Genomic DNA, 24,654 nt, shown 5'->3' on the forward strand with positions numbered 1-24,654 from the left:
CGAAATAAGAAACTGACGCTTCAGTTCCATCGATCCTTCTATCTCCCCTACAGGAGTCGCATAGCGCGCAGGGCCTGGAGGGAAATCATAATACAAGCTCGACACCGGAGCTCGCCAGTCATATACAAAAAATTCGCCTTCTTCATTGCGGAAAGAACCAATGCCTAAATAGATCTCCTCGCCGCGCATTTCTCCATCTTCCTTGAAATCGATTCTTGCAAAGTAGGGAGACTTCGCCATGCGAGTTAATACATCCAACTGACGCGCAGCATGGCGGTGTCTATGCTCGCGCTCGGTTAACACCTCTGCCTGCTGCTTCATGCTGGCAAAGGTCTCTATCGCCTCATTAACATCGTCCATGTTGATTTTGACATCGTCCCAGAACGCCTTGCGGAATTCGACTACTTCGTGTTTGATGTCGCCAATATCCTGCTGCAGGGGCTCAATATGCTGCTCAATAGCTTCCATCACCCGAACCGCTCGTTCCTCTTCTAGACGCCATTGTTCTTCTTTCGTACTCATCTAACCACCCGCTTCTTTAGAAATTTATAAATCAAGGTTGACAGCCTGTGATTCGATATGGTATTATATATTTGGATAGTAATGCATTTTAAAATATACCCATATCGTACATTAGATCTTAACATAACAGTCCTCTGCTTACAAGATGTTGATTAGGCTTTTTCCTTGTCAACTTTTGTATGCAGAGGACTTTTTGCATGGATGTAATATGTGATCACCAGTTAGGAATGTACGATAATCTTTTTCTTATGATGCTCCTCAAGAAGCTGAATAAGCTGTGTCTGCTCGGACGAGTTAGACAAGCAAGCAAGTGGGATAATATGTGCCTGCATCGAGCTGATGAAGATATAGATGTAGTCCTTGGTCATTCTGATTTCCGGTATCGCATCCCAGTTGTAATGAGCGCTGCCGACCGGCGTCGTCTCATCAATTCCCTGCTCCGTAATCTCCATCGTATGATCGCCGAGCCAGGCTGCATTTTCTGTGGAAGCAGACCAACGGATAACCTTTCTCTTAATCGAAAAATACATAAATACGTTCAAAAGCACCCCCAGCGCTACCCCAACGACAATCGAGTACACCCATGGTTTTCCGATAAGTTTAAGAATGATGCTTAAAAACAAGGGCAGGCCGATGATGTTCGCTAGCATGACTTTACGGTATTTCGGCATGCTGTATATCACGAATTTATTAAATCTCCAATAGTCTTCCTTTGTAATATGCATTGAAATCTTCATAGCAGCACTCCTTTATTTCCATAGATAGCATAAACATCTTTATTCCCATTATACATGCAGCGATTTCATTAAGACACCCACCTTTCCCGGGTAAGCAGTATAAGAAAAAGAAGACACGACCCGCCTTTCAGCGAAGCCATGCCTTCTCCTCATTTCCTATTTACTAAGGACATATATCATTTATAACGTAAATAGATTCCTTCTACCCTTCTTGCTTGGAGAAATAATCGAACAAGTCTCCACGCGCTTCCTCCAAGTACGCCAGGTGCGACTCGCGCTCAATGCGAATTTTCAGACGCTGTGCTGTCTTCTCGAACAGATCCACGCATTCATTCGTGCGAATGATGAGCTTCTGTGGGCGTACCCCCTGCTCTTCAATAAGCTGCAAGAAATGATTCAGGAACTCCTGCTCAAAGTTGTCATCATACGCGACATGGAAGCCTACAGCTGCACGTGTCGTACGGTCTACCCACAAGCAGAGACGCGGATAGTACGGACGCTCGCCTTCACCCTTCACAGCAACAGGCGCATAGAAAAATTCAGTCTCCCATTGGCCCTTCTTATTCGGGAAACGATTCATAACATCATTCAGACGATCGCGATCTTCGATTTCAACCTTCACAGGACGCTCCAATACGAAGTCAGGATCCATCCAACGATCTACCCACTTCTTGTTGTCCGGAGTACGAACCAACACTTGACCGGATTGCGGTGCTGTCATTACCTCATTGTCCTTCTTCACACGCGCTGCCAGATCTATCGCTTGTTCTAAGGCGATCGCCAAGAAACTGACCTGCTTCTCGTCAAGCGTCCATGGAACAAACCCCGGGTCGTATGCGCGGAACATTGGCCATGCATTACGGCCGCGGAAGCGGAACCCGAGCTCCTTGATCTGCGCCAAATCGCGCTTTTCCAGATCCGTACGGTCTTCAAACGTTACCATGATGCATTTTTGGCGGTGCAGCCATGCATTCTGCTCATGATTGTCCAGCATCAAGCTGTTCAGGCTCTCCAATCCTTCACCGCCGCGGAATAACGCCAGACCGAACAAGTAGTCTGTTCCATTCATAATCGTGCAATAGCCCACTTCTCCGTCTTCGGGATTGCTCACGCCAAAGATCACGTTCTCCGGCATCCACTCCCAGCTCGCCTGCTTCTTGAACGCAGAAGCTGCTTCATACAATCTCGCCCACAGCTTCTGTTCCGCTGTCAATTCTACTTCTTGTTCCGTACTTTTCTGTTCCGAATTCTTCTTTGCTTCTGTCATGTGACTAGTAACTCCTCCTATTCAAATTCCCTGCCCTGTCCGAAAAAAACCCGTCCCAAGCCCGGAACGGGGTTCATCAGTTCATAGTTCACCCACATACATCACATTACTACTTAATCAGTGACAAAAATTCCGTGCGCTGCGCCGCATCCGTCCGGAAGCTGCCGCGTGTTGCCATCGTTACCGTCTTGCTTCCTGGCTTCTTCACACCACGGGCGCACATGCACAAGTGCTCGCCTTCCACAACGACCATCACGCCGTGTGGCATGAGTACCTCATCCATGATGTCGGCAATCTCGGTAGTGATCCGCTCTTGCACCTGCAAGCGGCGGGAGATTGCTTCCACCAAGCGGGCGAACTTGCTAAGTCCTGCTATCTTGCCGCTTGGAATATATCCGATATGCACCTTCCCGAAGAAGGGCGCCATATGATGCTCACATTGGCTATAATACGTAATATCCTTCACAATGACAAGCTCTTCGTGATTTTCATCAAATGCTACCCCGAGCGCATCACGAGGATCTACCTCATAACCGGCGAAGATTTCCTCATACATGCGAGTCACGCGTGCTGGCGTATCCAGCAATCCTTCGCGCTCAACATCTTCTCCGACGAGCTTCAAGATTTCCTTAATATGATGCTCAATCTTCTCGCGATTCGTTCCAACCTGTGTATTCACATAATCCTTCAAACCAGCCACGAACGTTCCTCCTTCCGCCGCGCTTGTGAGCATGATCTCGTTAACTTAGCGGTTTTTCTTGAAATTCTTGTTCTTCATCATTTGCTGTGCTTGCTGCATCTGCTTCGAGTTCAGATTGTAGCCCATTTGCTTCGCCATTTTCTGCAGCATTTGAGGGTCAGATTGCATTTTCGTCATTTGGTTACGCAAGTAGTACACGCCGCCAGCGAAGCCGATGATAATGCCTACAATTAGTGTTACGATTGCCGTAATTACTGTCCACATCTTCCCATGGTCACCCCAACATCGTCAAGTTTAGCTCATTGCTTCTATATTTCAAGTAGGGTAGATTCCGTGAATGATCCACCGAAAACTTCACATAGAAAAATTAAAAGCGATCGATGTGCCGTTCGATTTCGAATATACCGTACCGCCACTATGATAGCACGTACTATCAATCGTGACAAATATCCCCTGTTCCATTAAGGAGCAGTCAGCATCCGATCCTCATTCGCCTGCATGCCTTCCAGCTTGAGAAGTGTAACCTTCTTGTCCATTCCGCCACCATACCCGACCAGTCGGCCATCTGCTCCAATGACACGATGGCATGGCGCAATAACCGGAATCGGATTACGATTGTTCGCCCCACCGACTGCTCGCACTGCCTGTGGACGTCCAATCGCCTCTGCGATCTGCTTATAGGATCTTGTCTCCCCGTACGGAATATCCATTAGAGCGCGCCACACCTCACGTTGGAATGGCGTTCCTTGGAAATCAAGCGTCAAATCGAACGATTGCCGCTCCCCTCTGAAATATTCCTCCAATTGGCGAATTGCCTCCTGCAGCCGTTCCGGATGACGCTGGAGGGCAGCCCGACCATATGTGCGCTGCGCCCAGGCGTTCAGACGTGCAGAGGTATCCAGCACACTGCCGAATTCAATAGAACACAGTCCTGTCGCCGAGGAGGCAACGGTCAGCATCCCTAACGGCGACTCCATCTCCTGCACATAAATAGGTTCCACATGATTGTCGAACTGCTGCAAGGCATCATCTATCGCTCGCAAAACGGCATCCTCCTTCTCACGATTCAAGGCTGACAGCAGCGCCTGCTTCGCATCAGTACCGCCAATCTGACCAAGCGCCCAAGCGGCTGTCGCACGAATATCATAACGCGTATCTTCTCGTAGCAAGGTACGCAGCTCCCCAACTGCACTTCGATCACGGAAGTTGCCGAGCGCTACAATCGCATTGCGCTGGATCGGCTTCTTACCGCGCCATGCAGCCGACAATGAGCCGAACTGCTCCTTAAATTCACGATTCGATAATTGCAGCATTGGAACGAGAAGAGGCTTCGCCTTCTCAGGATCAGGCTGCATTTCGGGTTGGTGCGTCCAGTTCATTCCTTTATTTTTGGGACAAACGATCTGGCATGTGTCGCAGCCATACAGCCGATTCCCCATCTTGGTCATCATCTCATGGCTCAAGATGTCCTTCGACTGCGTCTGGAAGGAGATGCACAGGTTCGCGTTCAACTGTCCAGGGCCGACAAGGGCACTTGTCGGACAAGCATCAAGACAGCGCGTGCACTCACCGCAGTCTTCTGTAACAGGCTCGTCAGACGGAAACGGAATATTCGTAATCATTTCGCCCAAGTAAATCCACGATCCCCACTGCGGCGAAATAATCGAACAGTTCTTGCCGCTGAACCCAATACCTGCACGCTCTGCTACGGCCCTATCACTTAATTCTCCTGTGTCCACCATACTTCGTACCCGTAGCTCCTGTTCAGGCACGCGCTCACGTAAGAATGCTTCCAGCTTCGCGAGGCGATCACGCAGAACATGATGGTAATCAAGTCCCCATGCTGTCCGCGCAAACATTCCCCGATAGGAGCCTGCCTTCGACTTCGGCGACTCTTCCAGCTTGGAAGGATAGGCCACAGCAATGGCAATGATTGAGCGCGCATCCTCCAGCAGCAATTCAGGGCGAGTACGCTTGTCCAAGTCAGGTTCTTCGAATCCCGAGGCATAGCCTTGGTCAATGGAATGCTGCAGCCTCGCCTTCAATTCAATGAATGGGTCTGCCGTCGTAAAGCCGACCTGATCAATTCCGAGTGCCGGGGCGGCCTCTATAATATCCTGCTTCAACTTGCGCCACCGTTCCTTGGAAGCACCCTGATCAGGCATCACCCGCTCTTCATGATTTTGTTGTCCATGCGGCTTCTTCGAATCAAGCATCCCATTCACCTCCTTGTCCTCTCATGATGTATTTTCTATGCCGTGATTTCGCTAATCCGTTATTGCTCTATAAAAAAACCTGTCCACAATCCGCCAACATCGGAAACGGCACCATGCATCCCAGGAACTAAGTTCTGGAACAGGCGCCGTTCACCGATTTCGTGTCTACTCGCTTACTGATCACGAGATTCGTCTAACAACTGCTTCCACTCTTCGTAATACCAACGTACCGTACCATCATGGAATGGAGTACGACCCTGCTCAATGTACCCCAACACCTGATCCAGGCCTAGCTTCACCTTCTGCTCAACAAGCTCTGGATAATGATAGGTTAAGCGATTGTGCTCATACTCATCTTGGTCTACTACTTGAACTTGCCCGTCCGTCATGCGAATGACATCCAAATCATAGTCAATATAAGTGAAAATATTGCCGCACCGATACGGAGGCGATGCTATATTACAATAATACCGAACACCGCATTCCTCGATAAGAGCAACAACGTTGAACCACTGCTTCGGGATGAGGAAGGTGACAGCAGGAATCTTGCTGACCCACTGCTTCCCATCCGACTCCCGAATTGGCGTCTGACTATTGATAAGGACGTATATGTCTTCCTTCACATGATCAGGATGCCGCATCGTGGAGGGCACAAGCCAGTTCTCGAGCCATACCCGATGCAGGTGACCATCGTGCTTGAAACTTTTCACAAGAGCTTCCTCATAACGATTCATGCTAATTCCTCGGCTTTGCGTTCAATTCGCTTTACTAATAGAAAAGCATATCTTTTCCCCGAATGCAACGGTTGAGAAGATATGCTTCCTTGTACAATGTTTGGCTATAGTAAATCGTGTATCGCCACTCTTACCGAGTGAGGCCGATTGCGACCTTGCAATACATCTGCAATACAGGATTGCGCGCCGTTACCCTGCAACGATGCGCAGCTGCGACAGGGAGCGCAGCATATCCTTCGCTCCGTACCCCAATGCCTCAAACCATGGCAATACGACTTCTGTATGCTCGTCCACAGCAATCATAATGTTTTTGACGCGGCGTTGTTGGAATTTCTGTTCCAATCCCGCTACCAGTGCTTTGCCTACTCCTTGATTGCGATAATCTGGGTGTACGGCAAGGCGGTAATAGTAGCCGTTGTTACGATCAACGGTTCCGATGACAAGTCCGACAATAGCCTGCTCCCCACTAGATGCCTCATGTTCTGCGATGAGCACCAGCTCTCCGTCCAACGATAACTGACGCGCGAATGCTTCCAGCGTCTTCTCACAACATTCATCTGACAGTGATTCCTTCAACAACTGGGTTGCCGGAAGATAATCCGACAAACGAAAGGAACGAACATTCATGACTTACTCTCCCTCATCCTGAGCTTGGTTTCGTGATCGGTTGTCTCTCTGTCTAACACCTTTCTACGCCTTTACATTAAATCTGTATCTTTGTGGTTATCTACATAGATTGTGCAATACCTTTACAAATACGACAAAAATCGCGAAAATCCTTCTTTATCTTTCAACTTCCATAAAAAAGATCGGAAAATCTCTCGTTTTCTCTTGTAAACGCTTTATTTAAAGCGTTTACATTGCCCAATACAAGAAAAGGTCATAGAAATTGTAAAGAATTCGTATTCATTGCTAGCCCTGATCCATCGTTCTCCAATGGAACGTTCGTTTGAAAAGAACCATTTTCGGGTAATATGATAGCGTTGAATGACAGGCTGTTATTCATCTATTTGTGAAGAATTGCGAAGGCTTTATTTTCAATGAAGACTTTCGCAACATTTATGTTGATTTATTCGTTCGCTTCATGTTTAATTAGGTTAGAAGTATATAAGATGCTACATAATTATTAGGAGGTATGACACAATGGCACATCAATTACCGGCTCTTCCTTATGCCAACAACGCTTTGGAACCACATTTCGATGAAACAACAATGATGATTCACCACGATCGTCACCACAACACATACGTGACGAACTTGAATGCAGCTTTGGAATCTGCTCCAGAATTGCAAGATAAATCCCTTGATGAACTTATCGCTAACTTGGATGCTGTTCCTGAGGGCATCCGCACAGCTGTACGCAACAACGGCGGCGGCCATGCGAACCACTCCCTGTTCTGGGAAATCATCGGACCAAACGGTGGCGGCCAGCCTTCCGGCAAATTGGCTGATGCAATCAACAATGAGCTTGGCGGCTTCGACAAGTTCAAAGAAGACTTCGCTAAAGCTGCAGCTACACGTTTCGGCAGCGGCTGGGCATGGCTTGCAGTAGATGCTAACGGCAAATTGTCCGTATACAGCCTGCCTAACCAAGACAGCCCGATTATGGAAGGCAAGACGCCTATCCTCGGCTTGGATGTATGGGAGCATGCATACTACTTGAAATATCAAAACAAACGCCCTGACTACGTTTCCGCGTTCTGGAACGTTGTGAACTGGTCAGCAGTTGAAAAACGCTACGAAGATGCATTGAACAAGTAATTCATGCATTGGCAACAGCCGTCCCCTGCAGGCTTTCTGCTCGGAGGACGGCTGTTTTTGTTAGCAGCGCTTATGAATGTTAACACCTTATTCATATGCAAAAAGCCCCGACCTGCTTTGCACAGGATCAGGGCTTCTTATTTGCAGAGATACATGTGCTTCCCTGCAGCTGAATGCTTATTTCGTTGTACGTTGTTTTACGTTGTTTTCTTGTACCGTGTTACGTTCATACCTTGTTTCGCTGCATACAGTTACCTCGTCACACTGCTACTGACCATGACATGTACATAATGCCGCTTAGCCTTCGAACAATGGCGTCGACAGATAACGTTCGCCTGTATCCGGCAGCAGCACAACAATCATCTTGCCTGCATTCGAAGGACGCTTCGCAAGCTGTGTCGCAGCTGCCAATGCTGCACCGGAGGAAATCCCAACTAGGAAGCCCTCCTGCTTCGCAAGCTCGCGCGCCGCAGTGAATGCTTCTTCGTTCGTAACCCGGATGATCTCATCAACGATGCTGCGATCGAATGTGCTTGGCACGAAGCCAGCGCCGATACCTTGAATCATGTGCGAACCGCGATTGCCTCCTGACAGAACAGGTGAATCAGCAGGTTCAACTGCTGTAATTCGTATCGATGGCTTATTCTCCTTCAATACGCCGCCTACACCGCTAATTGTCCCACCTGTGCCAACCCCTGCCACAAAGATATCCACTTCTCCGTCCGTATCGCGCCATATTTCCTGTGCTGTCGAATTCCGGTGCATTTCTGGGTTCGCCTTATTATGGAACTGCTGTGGGATGAACGAGTTCGGAATGCTCTCGGCAAGCTCCTCCGCCTTCCGAATTGCACCCTGCATCCCTTCTGATCCAGGCGTGAGCACGATTTCCGCGCCAAGCGCCTTCATCATCTTAATGCGCTCCATACTATACGTATCTGGCAACGTAATAATAATACGATAACCAAGTGCTGCAGCAGCGCTCGCCAGTGCAATCCCCGTGTTGCCGCTTGTCGGTTCAATAATGACCGAGCTGCGGTCGATGACACCTTGCTCTTCGGCTGCCTTAAGCATTGCATATCCGATACGATCCTTGACGCTTCCGCCAGGATTGAATGCTTCCAGCTTCGCAACGAGCCTCGCTCCGAGGCCATGCTTGCGACTGTAGTTGTTCAGCTCCATTAGGGGTGTGTTGCCAATGAGCTGTGTAATGTTTGATGCAATGTTGGACATATTCAACTTTTCCTCCATAACGATATTATCGCAATTCCTTGTGTCGCTACGTGCGGCCACGCCTTGATTGGCATCGCTCCACGACTCGATGTATTCCATAAATGCCAGCCACGTACACGGCATATAGAAGCAAGACGACCGGAATCCTTGTCCAGTCTTGAAGCAACTGCTCGCCGACATAGGCGAACAGGAACATAACCGGCAGCTTCCCTAATACAGTTGCCACCATGAAGGTGCGTAGAGGGATAGACAGCATGGCCGCATATGCATTAATCGCTACAGCTGGGACAATGGGAATCATCCGCCCGATAAGCACAGCAGTGAATGCATTTCGTTCCATTAATTGATTAAAGCTTCGAAGTAAGCCGATACGCTCGATATACGACCTGCCCTGCTTGGATATCCCGCTTCGAACAGCAAGGAACATCAAAGCAGCCCCTACCGTCGAAGCCGCCACGTTGATCCAGCCCCCAATCCAGAAGCCAAAAGTAGCGCCTATAATCCCTGCCACTAAACCGAATGGAATGACAGGAAATAGGGATATAGCGACAGCAGCAAGAAACATAATGATGAGCGCACCTGCTCCAGGCTCCATATGACGCAGTACAGCAAGCAGCTTCTCATGGTACACCAAGATGAGTACAGCAGCGAGAACATACAGCCCGAGAGATATTCGCTTATCCAATGTACCTCCTCTGGCATCGGCTTCCGTTACTGGTTGCAAACGCTGCCTACTTCCTTACGTTAATAATTCCATATTAATATATAGAAGCCCTCCGCCACAAGCTCGCAGGCAATTTGCTCCCTTCCTCGACTGCCTTCGCAATAAGTAAATAGGAAATAGCCCCACTCATGTCCCTATAATCTTGCTTAATCTCTTCAATCATGCCACCTCTTCGTGCAAACGAATCGAGATGCATACCACCATGATTCCAATATAGATGAAACTTCCTCTAAAATACAATAAATCACAATTTTATTTCTTCATTTACGGATCATTTACATCGATTAGGGAAAAGTTTATTCCAAAATGGAATTAAGTACGTTATACTGAAGCTACCATACCACTGAACGGAAGGGATGATAATCACCATGAATCAAAATGCTCACCGTCCCGTACAGCGAATGAAGAAGCGCACCCTTCTCCTTCAATTGTTTCTGACCTTTAGCCAGATCGGACCGACCACCTTCGGCGGCGGTTATGCGATTTTGCCTGTCATCGAACGGGAAATCGCCGAAAAGCGCAAATGGCTGGAAACAGACGATATGGGGGAAATCACTGCACTAGCTGGTGCCGCTCCTGGCGGAATAGGTGTCAATGTCGCCGCACTCGTCGGCTATCGTATTGCCGGCCTATCCGGACTCGCCGCAGCAGTCATCGGCATCTCCTTGCCTACTATTGCCATTATGCTGTTATTATGCGCAGGGGCAGCAGGACTACGTGATCAACCGTATGTGCAGGCAGCATTGTCCGGTATTAAACCTGCTGTCGTTGCGCTTATTGTATATGCTGCCGTGCGTCTGGGCACGCGCACTTTAACCAATGTGTTCACATGGGCCATCACCTTGACCTCACTAGCACTGCTTTTCTGGACTTCACTCCACCCCGTTATCATGTTAGCCATTGGAGCAGCCGCTGGTCTGGTACTGAATTGGATCGCTCGCAGCAGCTTCATGGGCGACCATCCACACGACCGTTCCAAGCCACCGCGCACAAGCAATAGCGCCACCCGCTCCCGCCAAGCGAAGCCGCACAACAATAGAGCGGTCTAGGTTGATGGAATAGATATGGTTACCTCCCATAATCGAACAAGAAGGATGGATGCACCATGTTATGGGAACTCTTTTGGACTTTTTTTAAACTAGGATTTGTCTCCTTCGGAGGCGGATATGCGATGCTTCCCGTTATTGAACACGAAGCATTGTCTCATCACTGGATGACGGCAGAGCAGTATACGGAAGCGATCACACTCGCTGGCATGGCTCCAGGCCCTATTGCGATGAACAGCGCCGTATATGTTGGGTATACTGCATCTGGCTTGATCGGCAGTATCGCTGCATCACTTGGAGTTATCCTGCCTTCTGCAATCACCATGCTGCTTATTGCCACTATTTTCTACCGCGTGTATGATAATCAGTGGGTGCAGTCTGCACTTGACGGCATGAAGCCAGCCGTAATCGCGCTGATCGCCTATACGGCGGTCAACATGGCGATGCATTCTGGGCTCACAGCGAAGTGGACATTATCATCATTCATTCCAGTCGCAATCTTCGCCTGTGCACTGCTTGCGCTGATGAAGCTGAAGCTCCATCCGATAGCCGTCATCCTATTGTCAGGAATTGTGGGGATTGTTATATATGGATAAATCATTGGATCAACACATTCCTTCCTCCAAAGCGAAGGAAATATTTCAATTCATTCGACGCACCGATGAAATCTCGAAGCTGGACTTGCTCCAGTACAGCGGGCTTACGGTCAGCACACTGACTCGTGTATTGGAGGAGCTAACTGCGCTTGGACTCATCGCTGAATGCGGGTTTGGTGCTTCGACTGGCGGACGCAGACCGATTTTATACCGAGTCGTTCCTGATTACGGATATGCATTCGGTCTAGATATCTCCCGCACCTCTTCTCGCCTCGTCATGCTGGACATGGCCGGGAATAAGCTCGATACATGCGAATGGGAAATGACTGCACTCATGACACCGGAATACTTGTTGGCAGAAGTAGCGAAACAGATTAATCACTGGGCGGGCAAGCATAAGCTCAGCCCAGATAAGGTACTCGGTCTTGGAATCGGCGCCGTCGGTCCGCTCGATCGATTCGAAGGTGTCATCTTGCAGCCTAGCTTCTTCCCTTCTCCTGGCTGGGAGGATGTCTCGATCGTCAATGACTTGGAACGACAATTGAACATGCCGGTTATGCTCGATAATGGGGCGAACACCGCAATTCGGGCAGAAGCATGGGCCAATCGGGCACGTGATGTCCGGCATATGCTGTACGTACATGTCGGCATTGGGCTCCGTTCCGCGATGATGTCTGAAGGCAAACTTATCTACGGGGCTGTCGACATGGAAGGCTCACTTGGGCAAATGATCATTCAGGCAGATGGCATTCCCCCTCGCACAGGGAACGGCAACTACGGCTGCTTGGAGTCATATGCCACCGTATATGCCATTGAACGCGAAGCGAACGCACTCGTCCGAATGGGTCGCCGCAGTCTGCTTGAGCAGATCGCGGGGGCGAGCTCCACCATTTCATATGCTCATATTATGGAGGCGCTGCGGCGGCGTGATCCGCTGGCGACCGAAATTGTGACGCAGGCTGCTACTTATTTCGGCATTGGGTTAGCCAACCTGCTCAACGTTCTCCATCCAGAGAAAGTGGTGCTCGGCGGACCGCTCATGAACACGAATGATTTATTTTTCTATACCGCAACACAAACGGCAATTCGTAAAACCTATCATTATCCGCAATATCAGGTCATGTTCAGCAAGGGCAGCTACGGTGACGAGGCACTTGCGATTGGAGCGGCCTTCATGATACTGGACAAGATCACTGCATAATGCCAGACACTAAACGCTAGGGCATATAATCATAATGCTGATGGCGAACAAATAGAGGTTCTGCTCACTGCAGAACCTCACTCTTCATTCGATAATAATTGCTTATAATCGCTCGCTCCATAGATTCTCTTACACTTCTGTACATACATGCCGCTTGTGTAAGTGGAAGACCGCCTATACAAAAAAGGCAGTGCTGAGCACCGACCTCACCATTCGCCCTCACATTATAAATGACCCCGCCGCTGTAATAATTGAAGATATTTCACATAATACTCGTTGTTCAGTGAACATTCTTCCCCTTGAGGAATCCCCTTCATAATCATAAGATCATCAACTAATGCATAACACAATCCCTGCACGGTAAATCCGCGCATATGCTCCCCATCTTCACTAGTGAGTACAACTCGAAGCAGCTCCCCATTTCGAATCCGATTCCATTCCTTCTCCGATTGTTCCAGATGCCTATGTTCAGCTTCCCGTCCTTATATCTGGCCTTATGCTCTTCTTGGATGCCCCTCTCCGTATCATTATATATCCGGTTCAGAACATCGCGATCCTCAATCTTGAAGCACTTGAATACCTGATATAAAAATACCTCCCCTAATTATTCCCTTTTCAAAAGGGGATTCGGCCAACATCCAATGGCTTTTCTGTATCACAGGTACATAACTGAGATAGATGGGGAACTGCTGACTACTACCCTTAGGTACGCTGTTCTGGGGATGTCAGTCGAAGTGCACGAAACAGCGGCATATGCTGATGATTCGTTCCATGGACTAGATAATCATCCTCGACACGGTCAATGAACAGCACACCGTCCAAATGATCCATCTCATGCTGGATGCAGCGGGCAAAGAAATCCTCGGCCTCCAATGTGACCGTTTCACCATCCCGGTTCATCGTTGTTATCTTAATATATTGATGCCGCTTCACTCTACCGTAGTACCCAGGATAAGACAAGCAAGCCTCCATCCCTTCCTGCTCGCCAGCCGTCTCAATGACCTCCGGGTTAATCAATTCAATCAAGCCCTCTCCGACATCCATGACGACAACACGTCGCAAAATCCCAATTTGCGGTGCCGCAAGTCCTGCTCTTCCCTTCTCAGCATACAGGGTATCCTTCAAATCATTCAACAGCGATATCGTACGCGCATTCAGCTCCGTAACTGGCTTGCAGCGCTTGCGCAATATCGGATCTCCAAAAGGTAAAATGATGCGTTCAGCCATCTCTCTCACTCCTTTCTCTTTAGTAATTGCTATCAACCATTTTACTGGCAGATGGTTTACACATTCTCGAAATCTTAATCACGGTCTACTCGCTATTATTTCCTATGTTCTATGTCGGAAGCTTCTCGCTTCATTTAACTAACGCCGCTCCCTAAAGTACATGTCATCTTCATTGGAGTTTTCCCTATCCAATATAACATAAATATAATGTCATTATTTTTTCACCCTGTTGCATACCTGTTCCATCACACTATGAACCAACAAATCTCCCTATTCTATCTTCCTCTAGCCTGGCAACGGAAGCAATCGAAGTGGAGGTTGTCGTTGTCCACCCAACAAATCATTATGGCCATAAAAAACGGGCCTCCCCCACGCCGACCATCGTCGACTAAGGGGAAGACCCTCTTATCCGTTAACTTCGAATCCTCGATTATTCAGCAGCTACATTCTTAATGCCTTGCACCTCGAAGCCGTAGATACGAGCTGCTGTATCTCCGCCTTGGGTTGGTTTCTCAACGTTAAGGCGAACATAACGAGCCTTGGTCTTAGCAATCGCGTGCTTGGACGTGCCCTTCTCGTTGTCTGTCACCTTTACAGCATCCGTCCAATTCTCGCCATCTGTGCTGAGCTGAATCGTGAACTCGCGTGTATTGAAGGCAGCCGATTCACCGCCAGCCTGTGCATGGTGTACGATGAACTGTGTTACATCATACTCCTTACCCAAATCAACCTTCAGCCAGTGCTTCTCATTGCCGACTGCACACCATTTCGTATGCATCTCGCCGTCAACGGCGAACTGTGGCGCTTCACTGTCATTGACGAAGCTGGACGCTTCTGTCTTCGCACCCTTAGCCAGATCCTCTGCCCGGAACGCTGCTTCCTTGGATACCGTAATGAGCTGCGACTTCGTCATTACATCTTCACCAACTGCATTCTTCGCAGTCAGCTTCACTTCATACGTGCCTTCCTTCGCGAAGCTTACCTTCGGATTGCGCTCCTTGCTTGTCTCAGGCGTTCCGCCTGGGAAGCTCCATTCCCATTCTGTTGTCACTTCCGAAGACTTATCTGTCAGCTGTACTTCCTCACCTGGCGCTACGAACGTCTTATCCGCCTCGAAGTCTGCCTTGGGGGACGGATATTCAGGCCAGTCAAACGAAGTCATTGCCGCGCGGCCTTCCTCATAGTGACGGTTCACCGGAACAACTGCTAGTTGCGTCGTCTTCTCCATGTCGCCGCCGCGCTTCATTTCAGACACATAGTAATAGTTGTTGCCTGTCGCACCCATGAACTCACGGGATCCGTCCGGCTTCACACGATACACTTGGTAGTACTGCACATCATCGCCAAGCGCTGTCCACGTCAAGCGAGCGTCTGCATAAATGCCGTCACGGACATCGTTTTCGATCACACGAACATCCGAGACTTGACCTACAGGAGCCGTCTTCTCATTCTTATCGCGGATCGCAAACTCCCCTACGTTTGCCAAGTATAGATTATCATTGGCCTTGCCTTCCACTTGAACGGATACGCCGACAATTTTCTTGCCTGCATATGGGCTCAAGTCATAAGTTGCCTGTGTCCAGTCGCTCTTCGCGCCAGCTGCCTTCGTATCAGAAGGCTTTACAAACGTATATGTATCCGGTGCTCCTTCGAACGCAACACCGATGTTCAGATCAGCAGCTTCCGGTGCATTCGAATGGTACGTCAACGTCATTTGCATAGCAGCTGTCGCCTCTACATCAGTCTTGTACAGCTTCACATTTGAAGAAGCGCCTTCCGCAACCTCGCCCTGAAGCTTCAAGGAACTGCCGCCATAGAAGGAGTTCGAGAAGTCGAAGCTTGGTGCAATCTTCTGTCCAGACTCGTCAACCATCCAGCGCCATGTCGGCAGAACGTCCTGCAGACTGCGGTTGAACCATTCACGATCACGGACCCTCTTGCCGAATACACTGAACTGCGTACCGTTACCCGTATTGAAATGGGTCACAAAGTCTGGCTTCGTAATGACCGTCTTATCTACGATATCATGCGCCATGCCGCGCCATGCCCAATCGTTCGCCTTCGTCTTGGACGGATCGAGACTGTCGCCTACCCAGAGACGCTGCTCCTTCTGCATGAATTCATCATTCGTCTTCGTCGTATTGAACGCCCAGTCCGGACGATATAAACCAAGCGATGTCACCGCGTCCTGTCCTTCCGGGAACAATACCGGGAAGTTGTACTCCCCTTGATAACCGCCGCCGCCTTCCAAATCCATACCTGCGAACAACTCATGGCGATCCCGCTTCAATTGTTCGGCTGCCTTCGGCGAGTTCTGGAATGGCGTTACGTAGTCGTACTTGCCATCCTTCTTGAACTGCCAGCGGAAGTCGATGAACATATTGTCAGCTACTCGCTCCTCCCCATCTTGGAAGAACATCTTATTGTTGTCCGTCAGTCCACCCTGCCATTTCACAGGACCATCCTTCACCATGGAGTCATACCAGATGATTTCCATATTGGAAGGCTTGATCTTCTGCAAGTATTTCAAAAACTTCTGCATATTCTGCGCATCTTCCGGCGTGCCGCCCTGTGTCTCCTGGTTAATGAACCAGCCATCGAAGCCATAGAATTTCGCGACTTCAATGAGTTTGTCTGCAACAGGGAACGTACCGTCCTCACGCTGCTGGATCAGATCGCGCATCCATTCGATTTTACCGCCGTGCTCTTTTTGTGGTAGAAAGACAGTGCCGTATACCGGTACCCCATTCTTGTGCGCTGCATCAATTACGTCCGCACTTGGAGGAACGATCAAGCCTTCCCCGGCAGATCCGCCCCACATAATCAGCTTGTCAACGTACTGCCAGTAGCTGAATGCATAGCCATGGAAGCTGTCATTGCCTTGCGATGGTGCACCGCTCGTACTTTTGTACATCGAAGCAAGCGCCATTACCTTGGCATCTGACTTCGCATTCGGGTTCACCTTCGCTCCTTGTACACGAGAAGTGTCCAGCTTCACGGAACTGCGGTTGAATGCCGCATCCTTGTCTGTCTGTGCCGACCACGACAATAGCGTATCCGGGTACCAATACGAGGAATGCGGCTGCGCAGCCTCTGCCTGGCCAGCGAAGCCGGCAAGCGATCCAGCGATCATCGCTGTGCTGAGCATCAAGGCAAACTTGCGTTTTATCTGACCTCGGGAAAGTATGGTCGGTTTCAATCGTTTCATTAGAATCCCCTCCAAAGTGACGACTTTCTCTTGATGTTGTATAGACAAATCCAATGCCTCAACAAGCGTATCCGAAGTCTCTCCTAACTTTGGTAACGCTTCCACAATGTTGTCGTGACCATTGTAAACGTTTACGAAATAGAAAAAAAGGGAACTTCCGCCTAAACGGCAAGCACCCTTTAATTTGTCTAGTAAATCTTTAAAATCTACACCAGAATAAATGTCACGAAAGTAACTAAATGGATTACTGAAAGCGTATTTTTAACAATCGCACGAATACATTCGGGAAGGCAAGCTCCTCCATCTCTTCTGGACCTGCCCATTTGTATACGGTATTGTCCTTCGGCTGCAGATTGCGAAGATTACAGCGGTAAACGCGCATTTGCCAATGAATATGGCTGAACGTATGCTCTGCATCCATCCAGTGTTCAACGGGCGCAACGTCTACCCCCTCCGCTTGCAAGGAATGATGCAGAATCGCATACGACTCAGCGTCGCTCATCCCGACGATGCCCACCTGCTTCGGTACGAGAATATGCGGCAGCTCCCACATCTTCGCCAGCAAGCCGGTATCCGGCCGTTGACGGACAAGCACCTTGCCTTCATCTTCTCCAGTTCCCTCAATCAATGCCGCATACCGAAGCTCCGGTTTCGGCGGCTTCGCCTTCGTCTTGATCGGCAGGGTGAGCTCTTCTCCTGCCATGCGTCCCTCACAATGCTCCATAACTGGGCAGAGCAGACATGACGGGGATTTTGGCGTGCACACGAGCGCGCCGAGCTCCATTAGTGCCTGATTGAAATCGGATGCGCAGCCCTCCGGAATAAGTTCCTGTGCCAAATGCTCCATATGAACACGCGTCGATGGCTTCGCGATATCATCATGCAGGCGGAAATAACGCGACAGCACCCGCATTACGTTGCCATCCACTGCCGGTTCCGGCCGATTAAAGGCAATGCTCATGATCGCACCGGATGTATATGGCCCAATGCCTTTTAACGCGGACACCTTCGCCTTGTCATTAGGGACTTGTCCGCCGTATTGTTCCTTCACTTCTCGTGCTGCAGTCTGTAAATTACGCGCCCGGGAATAGTATCCGAGCCCTTCCCATGCCTTCAGCACTTCTTCTTCAGGTGCATCTGCCAGCGCCTCAACGGTAGGGAATTTCCCAATAAAGCGTTCGAAATACGGCTTTACCGTCTCCACACGCGTCTGCTGCAGCATAATTTCGGATACCCATGTGTAGTAGGGATTCGATTGACGCCGCCAAGGCAGATCCCTCTTATTCGCCCGATACCAGAGCAGAAGCTCGCGGCTGAAATATCTCTTTTGCTCGTCCATGACGGCCTCCTGTCTCTTGTCTATTGATTTGTCTCTAGTAGGTAGTACTCATCCTATAATCGCAGTCTCCTTGCCCATTATACATGAAGGGAACCAGTTGTGAACGTTCTGCCAACAATCCACACCAGCGCTTGCAAGAGAGGTGCTGGAATTTCTATACTATTCATATAGAAATGTCCCAATAGAATGGAGGGCATCATCAGTGCCACAACGTCGAATGTTTACACGCTTCATCCCAATTGTCGCCGGTATCGCCTTGCTAGGACTGCTTGCTGGATGCGGAGGCGAAGCAAATAGCAGCAGTGAGAGCAGCTCAGGAAACACCAAAAAATCAGCTGCACTAGAAGGCCCAGGAGAAGTTGTCACCCTGTATAAAAACAATTGCATGCAATGCCACGGCAATGAAATGCAAGGGATGATGGGGCCAGAGTCAAACCTGCAAAAGATCGGCAGCAAGCTGACGAAGGAAGAGATTGCGAATACGATTGAAAATGGCGGCAAACTCATGCCCGCCCAAGGCGGACGTCTGGAAAAAGAAGAAATCGACAAAATTGCTGACTGGCTCGCCAGCAAGAAGTAGCCTCTTCCCCCTCGAGGCCGATAACCCTATAAGATAAGTGCTCGATGAGTATTGCCAACATACGAACACCTCATAGTAAGCAAGGACGGCAATAATCCGTTTTGCTTTGAGAAGCCTATCCTTTCAGCTATAATAGATATATAGGGATCGAAAGGGGATGTTCGAATGGAATACCTATCTATCACGATATCACTCATCACGTTATTCGTATGCTTATCTGTGTACAACAAGGTAAGCGCCATGGAGGCACGCATCAAGGCAATGCAGGTAAGCTATGACCACATCGCCCAAGAAGTCGGCCTGCCTCGACACCCTGTTCAAGACGAGGTGCTTCAGCTTGTACGCGAAGGCAAGAAAGTAGCCGCAGTCAAAAAGGCGAGAGAAGTGCTCGGCTTGTCGCTCGTAGAGGCGAAGCAATATGTAGACGCTCTTGAGGCCTAATGAACGCTTCATGCTTATCAGTATTTAGCAGACTCTTACATAAAAATGGGGTACCCTTGTCGGGACCCCATTTTCTATTTACGCTGTTTATTATTATCCTGGTGAAAAGGTTCCGCTCCCGCTCACATGCTGCCTGTCATACCAATGGCCGACATCCAATTCCCCTAGCGCGCTCAATAATGGAACACGCGCCTCTATTCGCTCTCCATAAGTGAACAAGCCGCTTCGAACCCCTCCATTCACCACATCCTCTGTATAGCCACTAAAGCATAGCTGAAGGTTGCCCGACGCCTGAATGGTTCCCTTCACGTAATTAGTGACCATCGAGGATTCCCCTGTCTCCTTGAGGAGATAGGCAGTCTCATCAAATATGCCCTTGAATCGATTCACAACAGAATGTCCGAAACGGAACTGCTCGACCTGGGCCAGAACGCCAGCTCTAACCCACTCCCCTTCCTTCGATTCAGCCTGCAGCACATATTCCTTGTAAAACGTACGGTACCCTGTTTGCTCCTCATTAGCCTCTTGAAGATGGGATCTTACCTGAGCCAGAGTCTGACCTGTAATGGCAGCATACCGAGAATAGAATTCCTCAACTGTTACATGATTTGCAACCATGCTCCGAACAGGGGGTTCTACTAATCCAACTTCGGTTAAAGTCGATGTTGATGTAGGCGTGACACGGGTGGAAATCCCCTTCGCATCCTCCACACTCGTAGTAAGTTCCATGCTCATCGCGAATAGCAATAAAACCAAGACCGCCAGCATGATTGCACTGCTCCTCTTCAAGTAAGCCTCACCTCTCCTCAAGCCATCACCTACACGTAACCAAGAAACGATGAACTTCCTCAACGTTCGAACTGGCAAATAAGGGCGGACGTACAACCAGGGTCTGTACGTGGACATGGCGAATCAAACATGCACGCTCCGAACTCCCCGCTTACCTGCTACACAAGTGAAAATCCTAAAAAATGATCCTGCTGGACGATGGACTGTTTCATATTTTGCATAAAGATAACCTGCTGATCCGTCAACTTGCTAAAGTCTGCATAGGTATGGTGATACACATAGGAAAATACATGTCGATAATCGATGAAGTCATTCAATCGTGGTGTAATAAGCCTCGTGGAGCGATGGCTTGTGTAACCTTCCATCATTGCATCATGGAAGCGCTCGGCGAAGTTTCGCCGTTCTTCTGGAGCTTGCACAGTGGAGACAGCATGATAGATGGCGATCGCCACATCATATGCGTACCAATGGTATTCGCTGTCTCCGAAGTCAATGATAACTGGGGTATTCTGTTTAATCAGGAGATTGCCCTGATGAAGATCGCCGTGAACAATTCCATACTCTGCGGGGGTAACCGTCTGTTCAGACAACCATTTGCAGTACTGCTCCCATTTGCTCCGCACAGTAGGATCAAGCTGATGATGCTCTTGCTGGTACAGTGCATGCTCCTTCCAATGCGGACGGACAAGAGGAGATCCATCGTAAGCTTCTGAAGCTGCATGCATCTGCGCAAGGGCTGCCCCCCAATCCTTGAATAAGCGTTCATTCCACACTTGCTCATCATGGATCTGGATTTGTTGGCCTAATATCTTCTCATATATCGTAAAAAAGTGAGTTGGCAGGGAATGAACAAGTTGACCTCTTAAAGAAAGCGGTGCTGCAACCGGAATGCCGTATTCATGAAGATATTGCACCCATTCAACTTCAGACTGAATATGTGCCGTATTATGAATTCCATACTCATATAGCTTTATAATGACAGGACTTCTCCCTACAATAGCTGCCTCGTATACATTAAGATCGTAACCACCAATTATATGCAATTCCGACCTGTCGCACCCGATGTAGTCACATACCTCCAGAAGCACTTCTTCCGGCGCCATAAACTTACCTCCCCCATTCCACTATGTATCTGACGTACGCCATTCTACAATAGCCTGTGCCGACGCAATGCTCGGCTGGTGCGAGATGCTAAGATGAATGCGATATTCACTGCTGGACAAGCCGAGCCGCTGCCAAGCAGCTTTACTCAATCGGGCAATCGGCTTGCCGAGCTGATCCGGCAATATCTCGATGTCTTGGAAGGAGATCACTTCTCCGATTCCCGTTCCAAACGCCTTCACAATCGCTTCCTTGGCAGCGAATCGGCCAGCGGCGAATTCGACCTGCCTTCCTCCCTTGGTCGCATATACGGCCTGTTCGCGTTCTGTTAGTATGCGAGCGATAAATCGTACACCGATGTGATCATGCAGCAGCTTGTTGACACGCTCAATTTCGATGATGTCATGCCCTAATCCATGTATCATCCTGATTCTCTCCTTCCATGCGGCTTCGCTGATCAATTGCAGACCAACGCTTCCAGATATATACATGAAATTAATCTTGCGGTAATTGTATCACATGCAAGAGGCGCTGCCCAACCTATAACGGCTGACAGCGCCCACATACACTCCGGAACACATTATTCGCCTACACGCCATTTCACCAAGAAATGAATCACAAGAATCGATACTATGCTGTACCCCAGCAGTACGATGCTGTTCAGCATGACATCTGTTGTCCATCCAGTCAAAAGTACTCCCCGCATCGCCTCTGCCGCATATGTGGTCGGAAAAATATAGGCCACCCACTGCAATAATGATGGAAGCTGATGCATATCGACCATGACGGGCGACAGAAATGTAACGAACATCATCAGCGCCTGTACAAGCATATTTGTCAACTGATGATTCGGCGACCAGAAGCCGATGCCTACACCTACGCCAACAACACTGGTCAAGGACAATAGCACAACAATCGGCAGCGCCCATGTAATATGAAAATCAATGCCGTACCCCCATTTCCCAAATGCTGCAAGCAATACAAAGGACGGAAGGGCACTCATTAAGCCTTTCAGCATATTGGCAATTACGAAGTTCAGCTTGGATATCGGCAATGACAAGTAGAACGTAAAATGACCTTGATGCTTCTGCCACGATATCTCCTGCCCCATCGAGTTCATCCCCGTTACGATAATACCGAATATGAGGTTGCCGGCAATGACCCGAATCAATGCTTCATGACTCGGATTGTCTGTAAAAGAAATCATGAAGAGCATGGTTGTAAATGGAAACATTGTTGACATCAACAGAACCCACACCCATGTGTCTCGAATGTTGGCGTATTGAATTCGGGTTAGGATTATAAACTCTGTCAACTTCCGCCCAATTCCTCTTGTACCTGCGAATGGGACTACTGATTTGACTGCAGACTGGCTGACGATATCAGATCTGCTTGCTGCTTCTGATTTCATACATCCTGCACCTCCTGCTCTGCTTGACGATCAATATGGAAATACACATCCTCTAAACTTGGCGGCTTTACCGCGTATTCCTCGATCGGCAAGTGAGGAGAATTAACAATATAATCGAGCACAAGGCTCGCTTCTGATTTGTCTACGAGCAAACGAAGCCGGTTCTCGCCATCAATATGAAGCTGCCCCCACTGTCTCAAAGCCTGCTCAGCCGCCTCACGGCAGCCAAATTCCGTGGTTAGCTCGAATTTGAGCCGCTGATCGACCTTCTGCTTCAGCTTGGCGACCGCATCAATTTCCAGCAAGCGTCCATGATTGACCACTGCAACCCGATCCACTACCTGCTCTGCCTCAAGCACGTTGTGCGTAACTAGGATAATGGTCGCCCCCTTACGATTGCGTTCCTTAATTAAATTCCATACGAGGCGGCGGTTCGTGGGATCCAGTTCATTCGTTGGCTCGTCGAAAATAAGAACTGGCAGACGGCCGATCAATGCAGTCCCGATGCCAATCATCCGCCGTTGCCCTCCAGACAAATGCTTCAGCTGCTTATCGCGAAAGTCAGACAATCCCACCATCTCCAACAACTCCGCTGACTGTCTTACGGCGTCCGATTTTGTCATTCCTCGCAGGCGCCCAGTAAACTCCAGCGCTTCTTGTGCTTTTAACACAGACAAAACATGCGGATCCTGCGAGAAATAGGCAACCTGCTGTGCCACATGTCTCGTATATCGCGATACATCCATACCCTTGAATATCACTTTTCCTTCTGTTGGCTTCAAGTGCCCGATCATCTGCTTGATCAGGGTTGATTTGCCCGCTCCATTGGGGCCAAGCACCCCCAATATTTCACCTTCTTGCACTTGCAGTGAAATATCTATATTCGCCTTTACCTTGCCTCGTTTATACATTTGACTCACATGGTCGAGTTCGTAAATAACAGGATTCACTTTTCACCCCTCCTAATGTGGTAAATAATACCTAATAGGTTTGGTATCAACAAGCGACCATCGATGGATCTTGCATTCGTTCTCCAGGTGAATAAGCTGCTCCGCCTGTAGACGGAGTCTGCTTGGGATTCTTCCTATAGACGACTTCCTCCTGATGGCGATGCCCTCTTGGCGATCTCCTCCTGGTGGTGATGCACTCCTGTTCGCGATGTACTCCTGTTTGCGACGCACTCTTGTTCGCGATGTACTCCTATGCGACGCACCCCAATTGGCGACGCGACGCACCCTGGTGGCAATGCACCCTATTGATGACCTACATTCACCCCTTAGCGTAAAGCTATTGCCCTACTGGACACTTTAATGTTAACCTACTTTATATATAAAAGGTTAACATTAAAGATTCAGGGCGTTCGTTATTTACAAAGGAGCTGGAAATGAGATGGAAACAGGAAGACGGAAATCTCTTCTACATAAGGATCGTTCGTATGTCTGGCACCCATTTACACAAATGAAGGAGTATGCCGATCGTGATCATGTGTTAATTGAACGTGCGGAGGGCATGTATGTATACGATGCAGAAGGGCGTCGCTATTACGACACCGTGTCTTCTTGGTGGTGCAGCCTTCACGGACATGGGCATCCACGCATTAAGGCTGCGATTGCTGAGCAGTTGGATCAGTTCGATCACATTATGTTCAGCGGCTTAACCCATGCCCCAGGGATAGAACTGGCGGAGAAGCTTGTCCAGATTAGCCCCGAAGGGCTAAATAAGGTATTCTATTCGGACAATGGATCGACTGCTGTGGAAGTGGCTATTAAGATGTCCTTCCAATACTGGCAACAGATCGGCCGCCCTTCGAAGACAAAGTTTGTT

24 protein-coding genes and 1 pseudogene are annotated in these 24,654 nt (G+C 49.0%); 7 read left to right on the forward strand and 18 right to left on the reverse strand.

All coding sequences use genetic code 11. From position 1 onward, the window contains the following. The 8 genes and pseudogenes from AZ66_RS12380 to AZ66_RS12415 all read right to left on the reverse strand — a co-directional run. A pseudogene (locus tag AZ66_RS12380) lies at positions 1–522 on the reverse strand (helicase); the annotation flags it as partial. Between the two features lie 221 nt (positions 523–743). Then, entirely contained in the window at positions 744–1,259 is a 516-nt protein-coding gene (locus AZ66_RS12385; protein WP_044355145.1) for a YcxB family protein, read from the reverse strand. A gap of 202 nt (positions 1,260–1,461) precedes the next feature. Further along, the gene (locus tag AZ66_RS12390) at positions 1,462–2,526 is read right to left on the reverse strand and encodes a DUF7309 domain-containing protein (protein ID WP_044355146.1); all 1,065 of its coding nucleotides are present in this window, start codon (positions 2,524–2,526) and stop codon (positions 1,462–1,464) included. Between the two features lie 109 nt (positions 2,527–2,635). Next, positions 2,636–3,226 carry a GTP cyclohydrolase I FolE gene (gene folE / locus AZ66_RS12395; RefSeq protein WP_044355147.1) on the reverse strand — a complete coding sequence of 197 codons (591 nt, stop codon included), beginning with the start codon at positions 3,224–3,226 and terminating at the stop codon, positions 2,636–2,638. A 45-nt stretch (positions 3,227–3,271) separates the two neighbouring features. Next, positions 3,272–3,490, reverse strand: a complete 219-nt coding sequence (locus AZ66_RS12400; protein WP_021256135.1) for a YneF family protein — start codon at positions 3,488–3,490, stop codon at positions 3,272–3,274. Positions 3,491–3,687: 197 nt separating this feature from the next. Next, positions 3,688–5,391, reverse strand: a complete 1,704-nt coding sequence (queG, locus tag AZ66_RS33325) for a tRNA epoxyqueuosine(34) reductase QueG (RefSeq protein WP_044355156.1) — start codon at positions 5,389–5,391, stop codon at positions 3,688–3,690. 224 nt (positions 5,392–5,615) lie between these two features. Then, the gene (locus AZ66_RS12410; protein ID WP_044355148.1) at positions 5,616–6,176 is read right to left on the reverse strand and encodes a DUF402 domain-containing protein; all 561 of its coding nucleotides are present in this window, start codon (positions 6,174–6,176) and stop codon (positions 5,616–5,618) included. Between the two features lie 189 nt (positions 6,177–6,365). Further along, positions 6,366–6,803, reverse strand: coding sequence for a GNAT family N-acetyltransferase (locus AZ66_RS12415; protein WP_021256138.1), 438 nt, complete (start codon positions 6,801–6,803; stop codon positions 6,366–6,368). 516 nt (positions 6,804–7,319) lie between these two features. On the opposite strand from AZ66_RS12415, the gene AZ66_RS12420 reads away from it, so the two are divergent. Beyond that, positions 7,320–7,937, forward strand: coding sequence for a superoxide dismutase (locus tag AZ66_RS12420; RefSeq protein ID WP_021261185.1), 618 nt, complete (start codon positions 7,320–7,322; stop codon positions 7,935–7,937). Between the two features lie 297 nt (positions 7,938–8,234). On the opposite strand, the gene cysK is transcribed toward AZ66_RS12420, so the two are convergent. Both cysK and AZ66_RS12430 read right to left on the reverse strand, forming a co-directional pair. Continuing rightward, the gene (gene cysK / locus AZ66_RS12425; RefSeq protein ID WP_044355149.1) at positions 8,235–9,167 is read right to left on the reverse strand and encodes a cysteine synthase A; all 933 of its coding nucleotides are present in this window, start codon (positions 9,165–9,167) and stop codon (positions 8,235–8,237) included. A 46-nt stretch (positions 9,168–9,213) separates the two neighbouring features. Continuing rightward, the gene (locus tag AZ66_RS12430; protein ID WP_021256141.1) at positions 9,214–9,891 is read right to left on the reverse strand and encodes a TVP38/TMEM64 family protein; all 678 of its coding nucleotides are present in this window, start codon (positions 9,889–9,891) and stop codon (positions 9,214–9,216) included. Between the two features lie 368 nt (positions 9,892–10,259). Between AZ66_RS12430 and AZ66_RS12435 the strand changes: the two genes are divergently transcribed. From AZ66_RS12435 to AZ66_RS12445, 3 genes are read left to right on the forward strand one after another with little or no spacing between them, the layout of a single operon-like run. Continuing rightward, complete coding sequence (locus AZ66_RS12435; protein ID WP_021261187.1) at positions 10,260–10,940, forward strand: chromate transporter; 681 nt, start codon at positions 10,260–10,262, stop codon at positions 10,938–10,940. 56 nt (positions 10,941–10,996) lie between these two features. Next, positions 10,997–11,533 (forward strand): chromate transporter, encoded by a 537-nt coding sequence (locus AZ66_RS12440; protein ID WP_044355150.1) that lies wholly within the window; start codon positions 10,997–10,999, stop codon positions 11,531–11,533. Further along, positions 11,526–12,734 carry an ROK family protein gene (locus tag AZ66_RS12445; protein WP_021261189.1) on the forward strand — a complete coding sequence of 403 codons (1,209 nt, stop codon included), beginning with the start codon at positions 11,526–11,528 and terminating at the stop codon, positions 12,732–12,734. Before AZ66_RS12440 ends, AZ66_RS12445 begins: the two co-directional genes overlap by 8 nt. 702 nt (positions 12,735–13,436) lie before the next feature. On the opposite strand, the gene def is transcribed toward AZ66_RS12445, so the two are convergent. The 3 genes from def to mutY all read right to left on the reverse strand — a co-directional run bounded on the left by def (position 13,437) and on the right by mutY (position 18,508). Continuing rightward, positions 13,437–13,961, reverse strand: coding sequence for a peptide deformylase (def, locus tag AZ66_RS12450; RefSeq protein WP_044355151.1), 525 nt, complete (start codon positions 13,959–13,961; stop codon positions 13,437–13,439). Positions 13,962–14,391: 430 nt separating this feature from the next. Further along, positions 14,392–17,169 (reverse strand): endo-beta-N-acetylglucosaminidase, encoded by a 2,778-nt coding sequence (locus tag AZ66_RS12455; RefSeq protein WP_044355152.1) that lies wholly within the window; start codon positions 17,167–17,169, stop codon positions 14,392–14,394. A 244-nt stretch (positions 17,170–17,413) separates the two neighbouring features. Further along, the gene (gene mutY / locus AZ66_RS12460; protein ID WP_044355153.1) at positions 17,414–18,508 is read right to left on the reverse strand and encodes an A/G-specific adenine glycosylase; all 1,095 of its coding nucleotides are present in this window, start codon (positions 18,506–18,508) and stop codon (positions 17,414–17,416) included. Between the two features lie 202 nt (positions 18,509–18,710). On the opposite strand from mutY, the gene AZ66_RS12465 reads away from it, so the two are divergent. Then, positions 18,711–19,088 (forward strand): c-type cytochrome, encoded by a 378-nt coding sequence (locus AZ66_RS12465; protein WP_082061553.1) that lies wholly within the window; start codon positions 18,711–18,713, stop codon positions 19,086–19,088. 165 nt (positions 19,089–19,253) lie between these two features. After that, positions 19,254–19,529, forward strand: a complete 276-nt coding sequence (locus AZ66_RS12470; RefSeq protein WP_021256150.1) for a hypothetical protein — start codon at positions 19,254–19,256, stop codon at positions 19,527–19,529. Positions 19,530–19,622: 93 nt separating this feature from the next. Here AZ66_RS12470 and AZ66_RS29790 read toward each other — a convergent pair whose 3' ends face one another. The 5 genes from AZ66_RS29790 to AZ66_RS12495 form a co-directional block, all read right to left on the reverse strand. Beyond that, positions 19,623–20,297 (reverse strand): hypothetical protein, encoded by a 675-nt coding sequence (locus AZ66_RS29790; protein WP_052648493.1) that lies wholly within the window; start codon positions 20,295–20,297, stop codon positions 19,623–19,625. A gap of 179 nt (positions 20,298–20,476) precedes the next feature. Further along, a complete protein-coding gene (locus tag AZ66_RS12480) occupies positions 20,477–21,421 on the reverse strand; it encodes a phosphotransferase enzyme family protein (protein WP_044355154.1) in 945 nt (314 codons plus the stop codon). 21 nt (positions 21,422–21,442) lie between these two features. Beyond that, entirely contained in the window at positions 21,443–21,844 is a 402-nt protein-coding gene (gene acpS / locus AZ66_RS12485) for a holo-ACP synthase (RefSeq protein ID WP_021261197.1), read from the reverse strand. A gap of 155 nt (positions 21,845–21,999) precedes the next feature. Next, a complete protein-coding gene (locus AZ66_RS12490) occupies positions 22,000–22,830 on the reverse strand; it encodes an ABC transporter permease (RefSeq protein WP_082061554.1) in 831 nt (276 codons plus the stop codon). Beyond that, positions 22,827–23,780 (reverse strand): ABC transporter ATP-binding protein, encoded by a 954-nt coding sequence (locus AZ66_RS12495; protein ID WP_197081703.1) that lies wholly within the window; start codon positions 23,778–23,780, stop codon positions 22,827–22,829. The genes AZ66_RS12490 and AZ66_RS12495 overlap by 4 nt, the downstream gene beginning before the upstream one ends. Before the next feature lie 439 nt (positions 23,781–24,219). On the opposite strand from AZ66_RS12495, the gene AZ66_RS12500 reads away from it, so the two are divergent. Next, the coding region (locus tag AZ66_RS12500; RefSeq protein WP_044355155.1) for an aminotransferase class III-fold pyridoxal phosphate-dependent enzyme at positions 24,220–24,654 on the forward strand (435 nt) is incomplete at its 3' end.

The organism is Paenibacillus sp. E194, from assembly GCF_000935845.1.
Taxonomy (GTDB): domain Bacteria; phylum Bacillota; class Bacilli; order Paenibacillales; family Paenibacillaceae; genus Paenibacillus_B; species Paenibacillus_B alvei_B.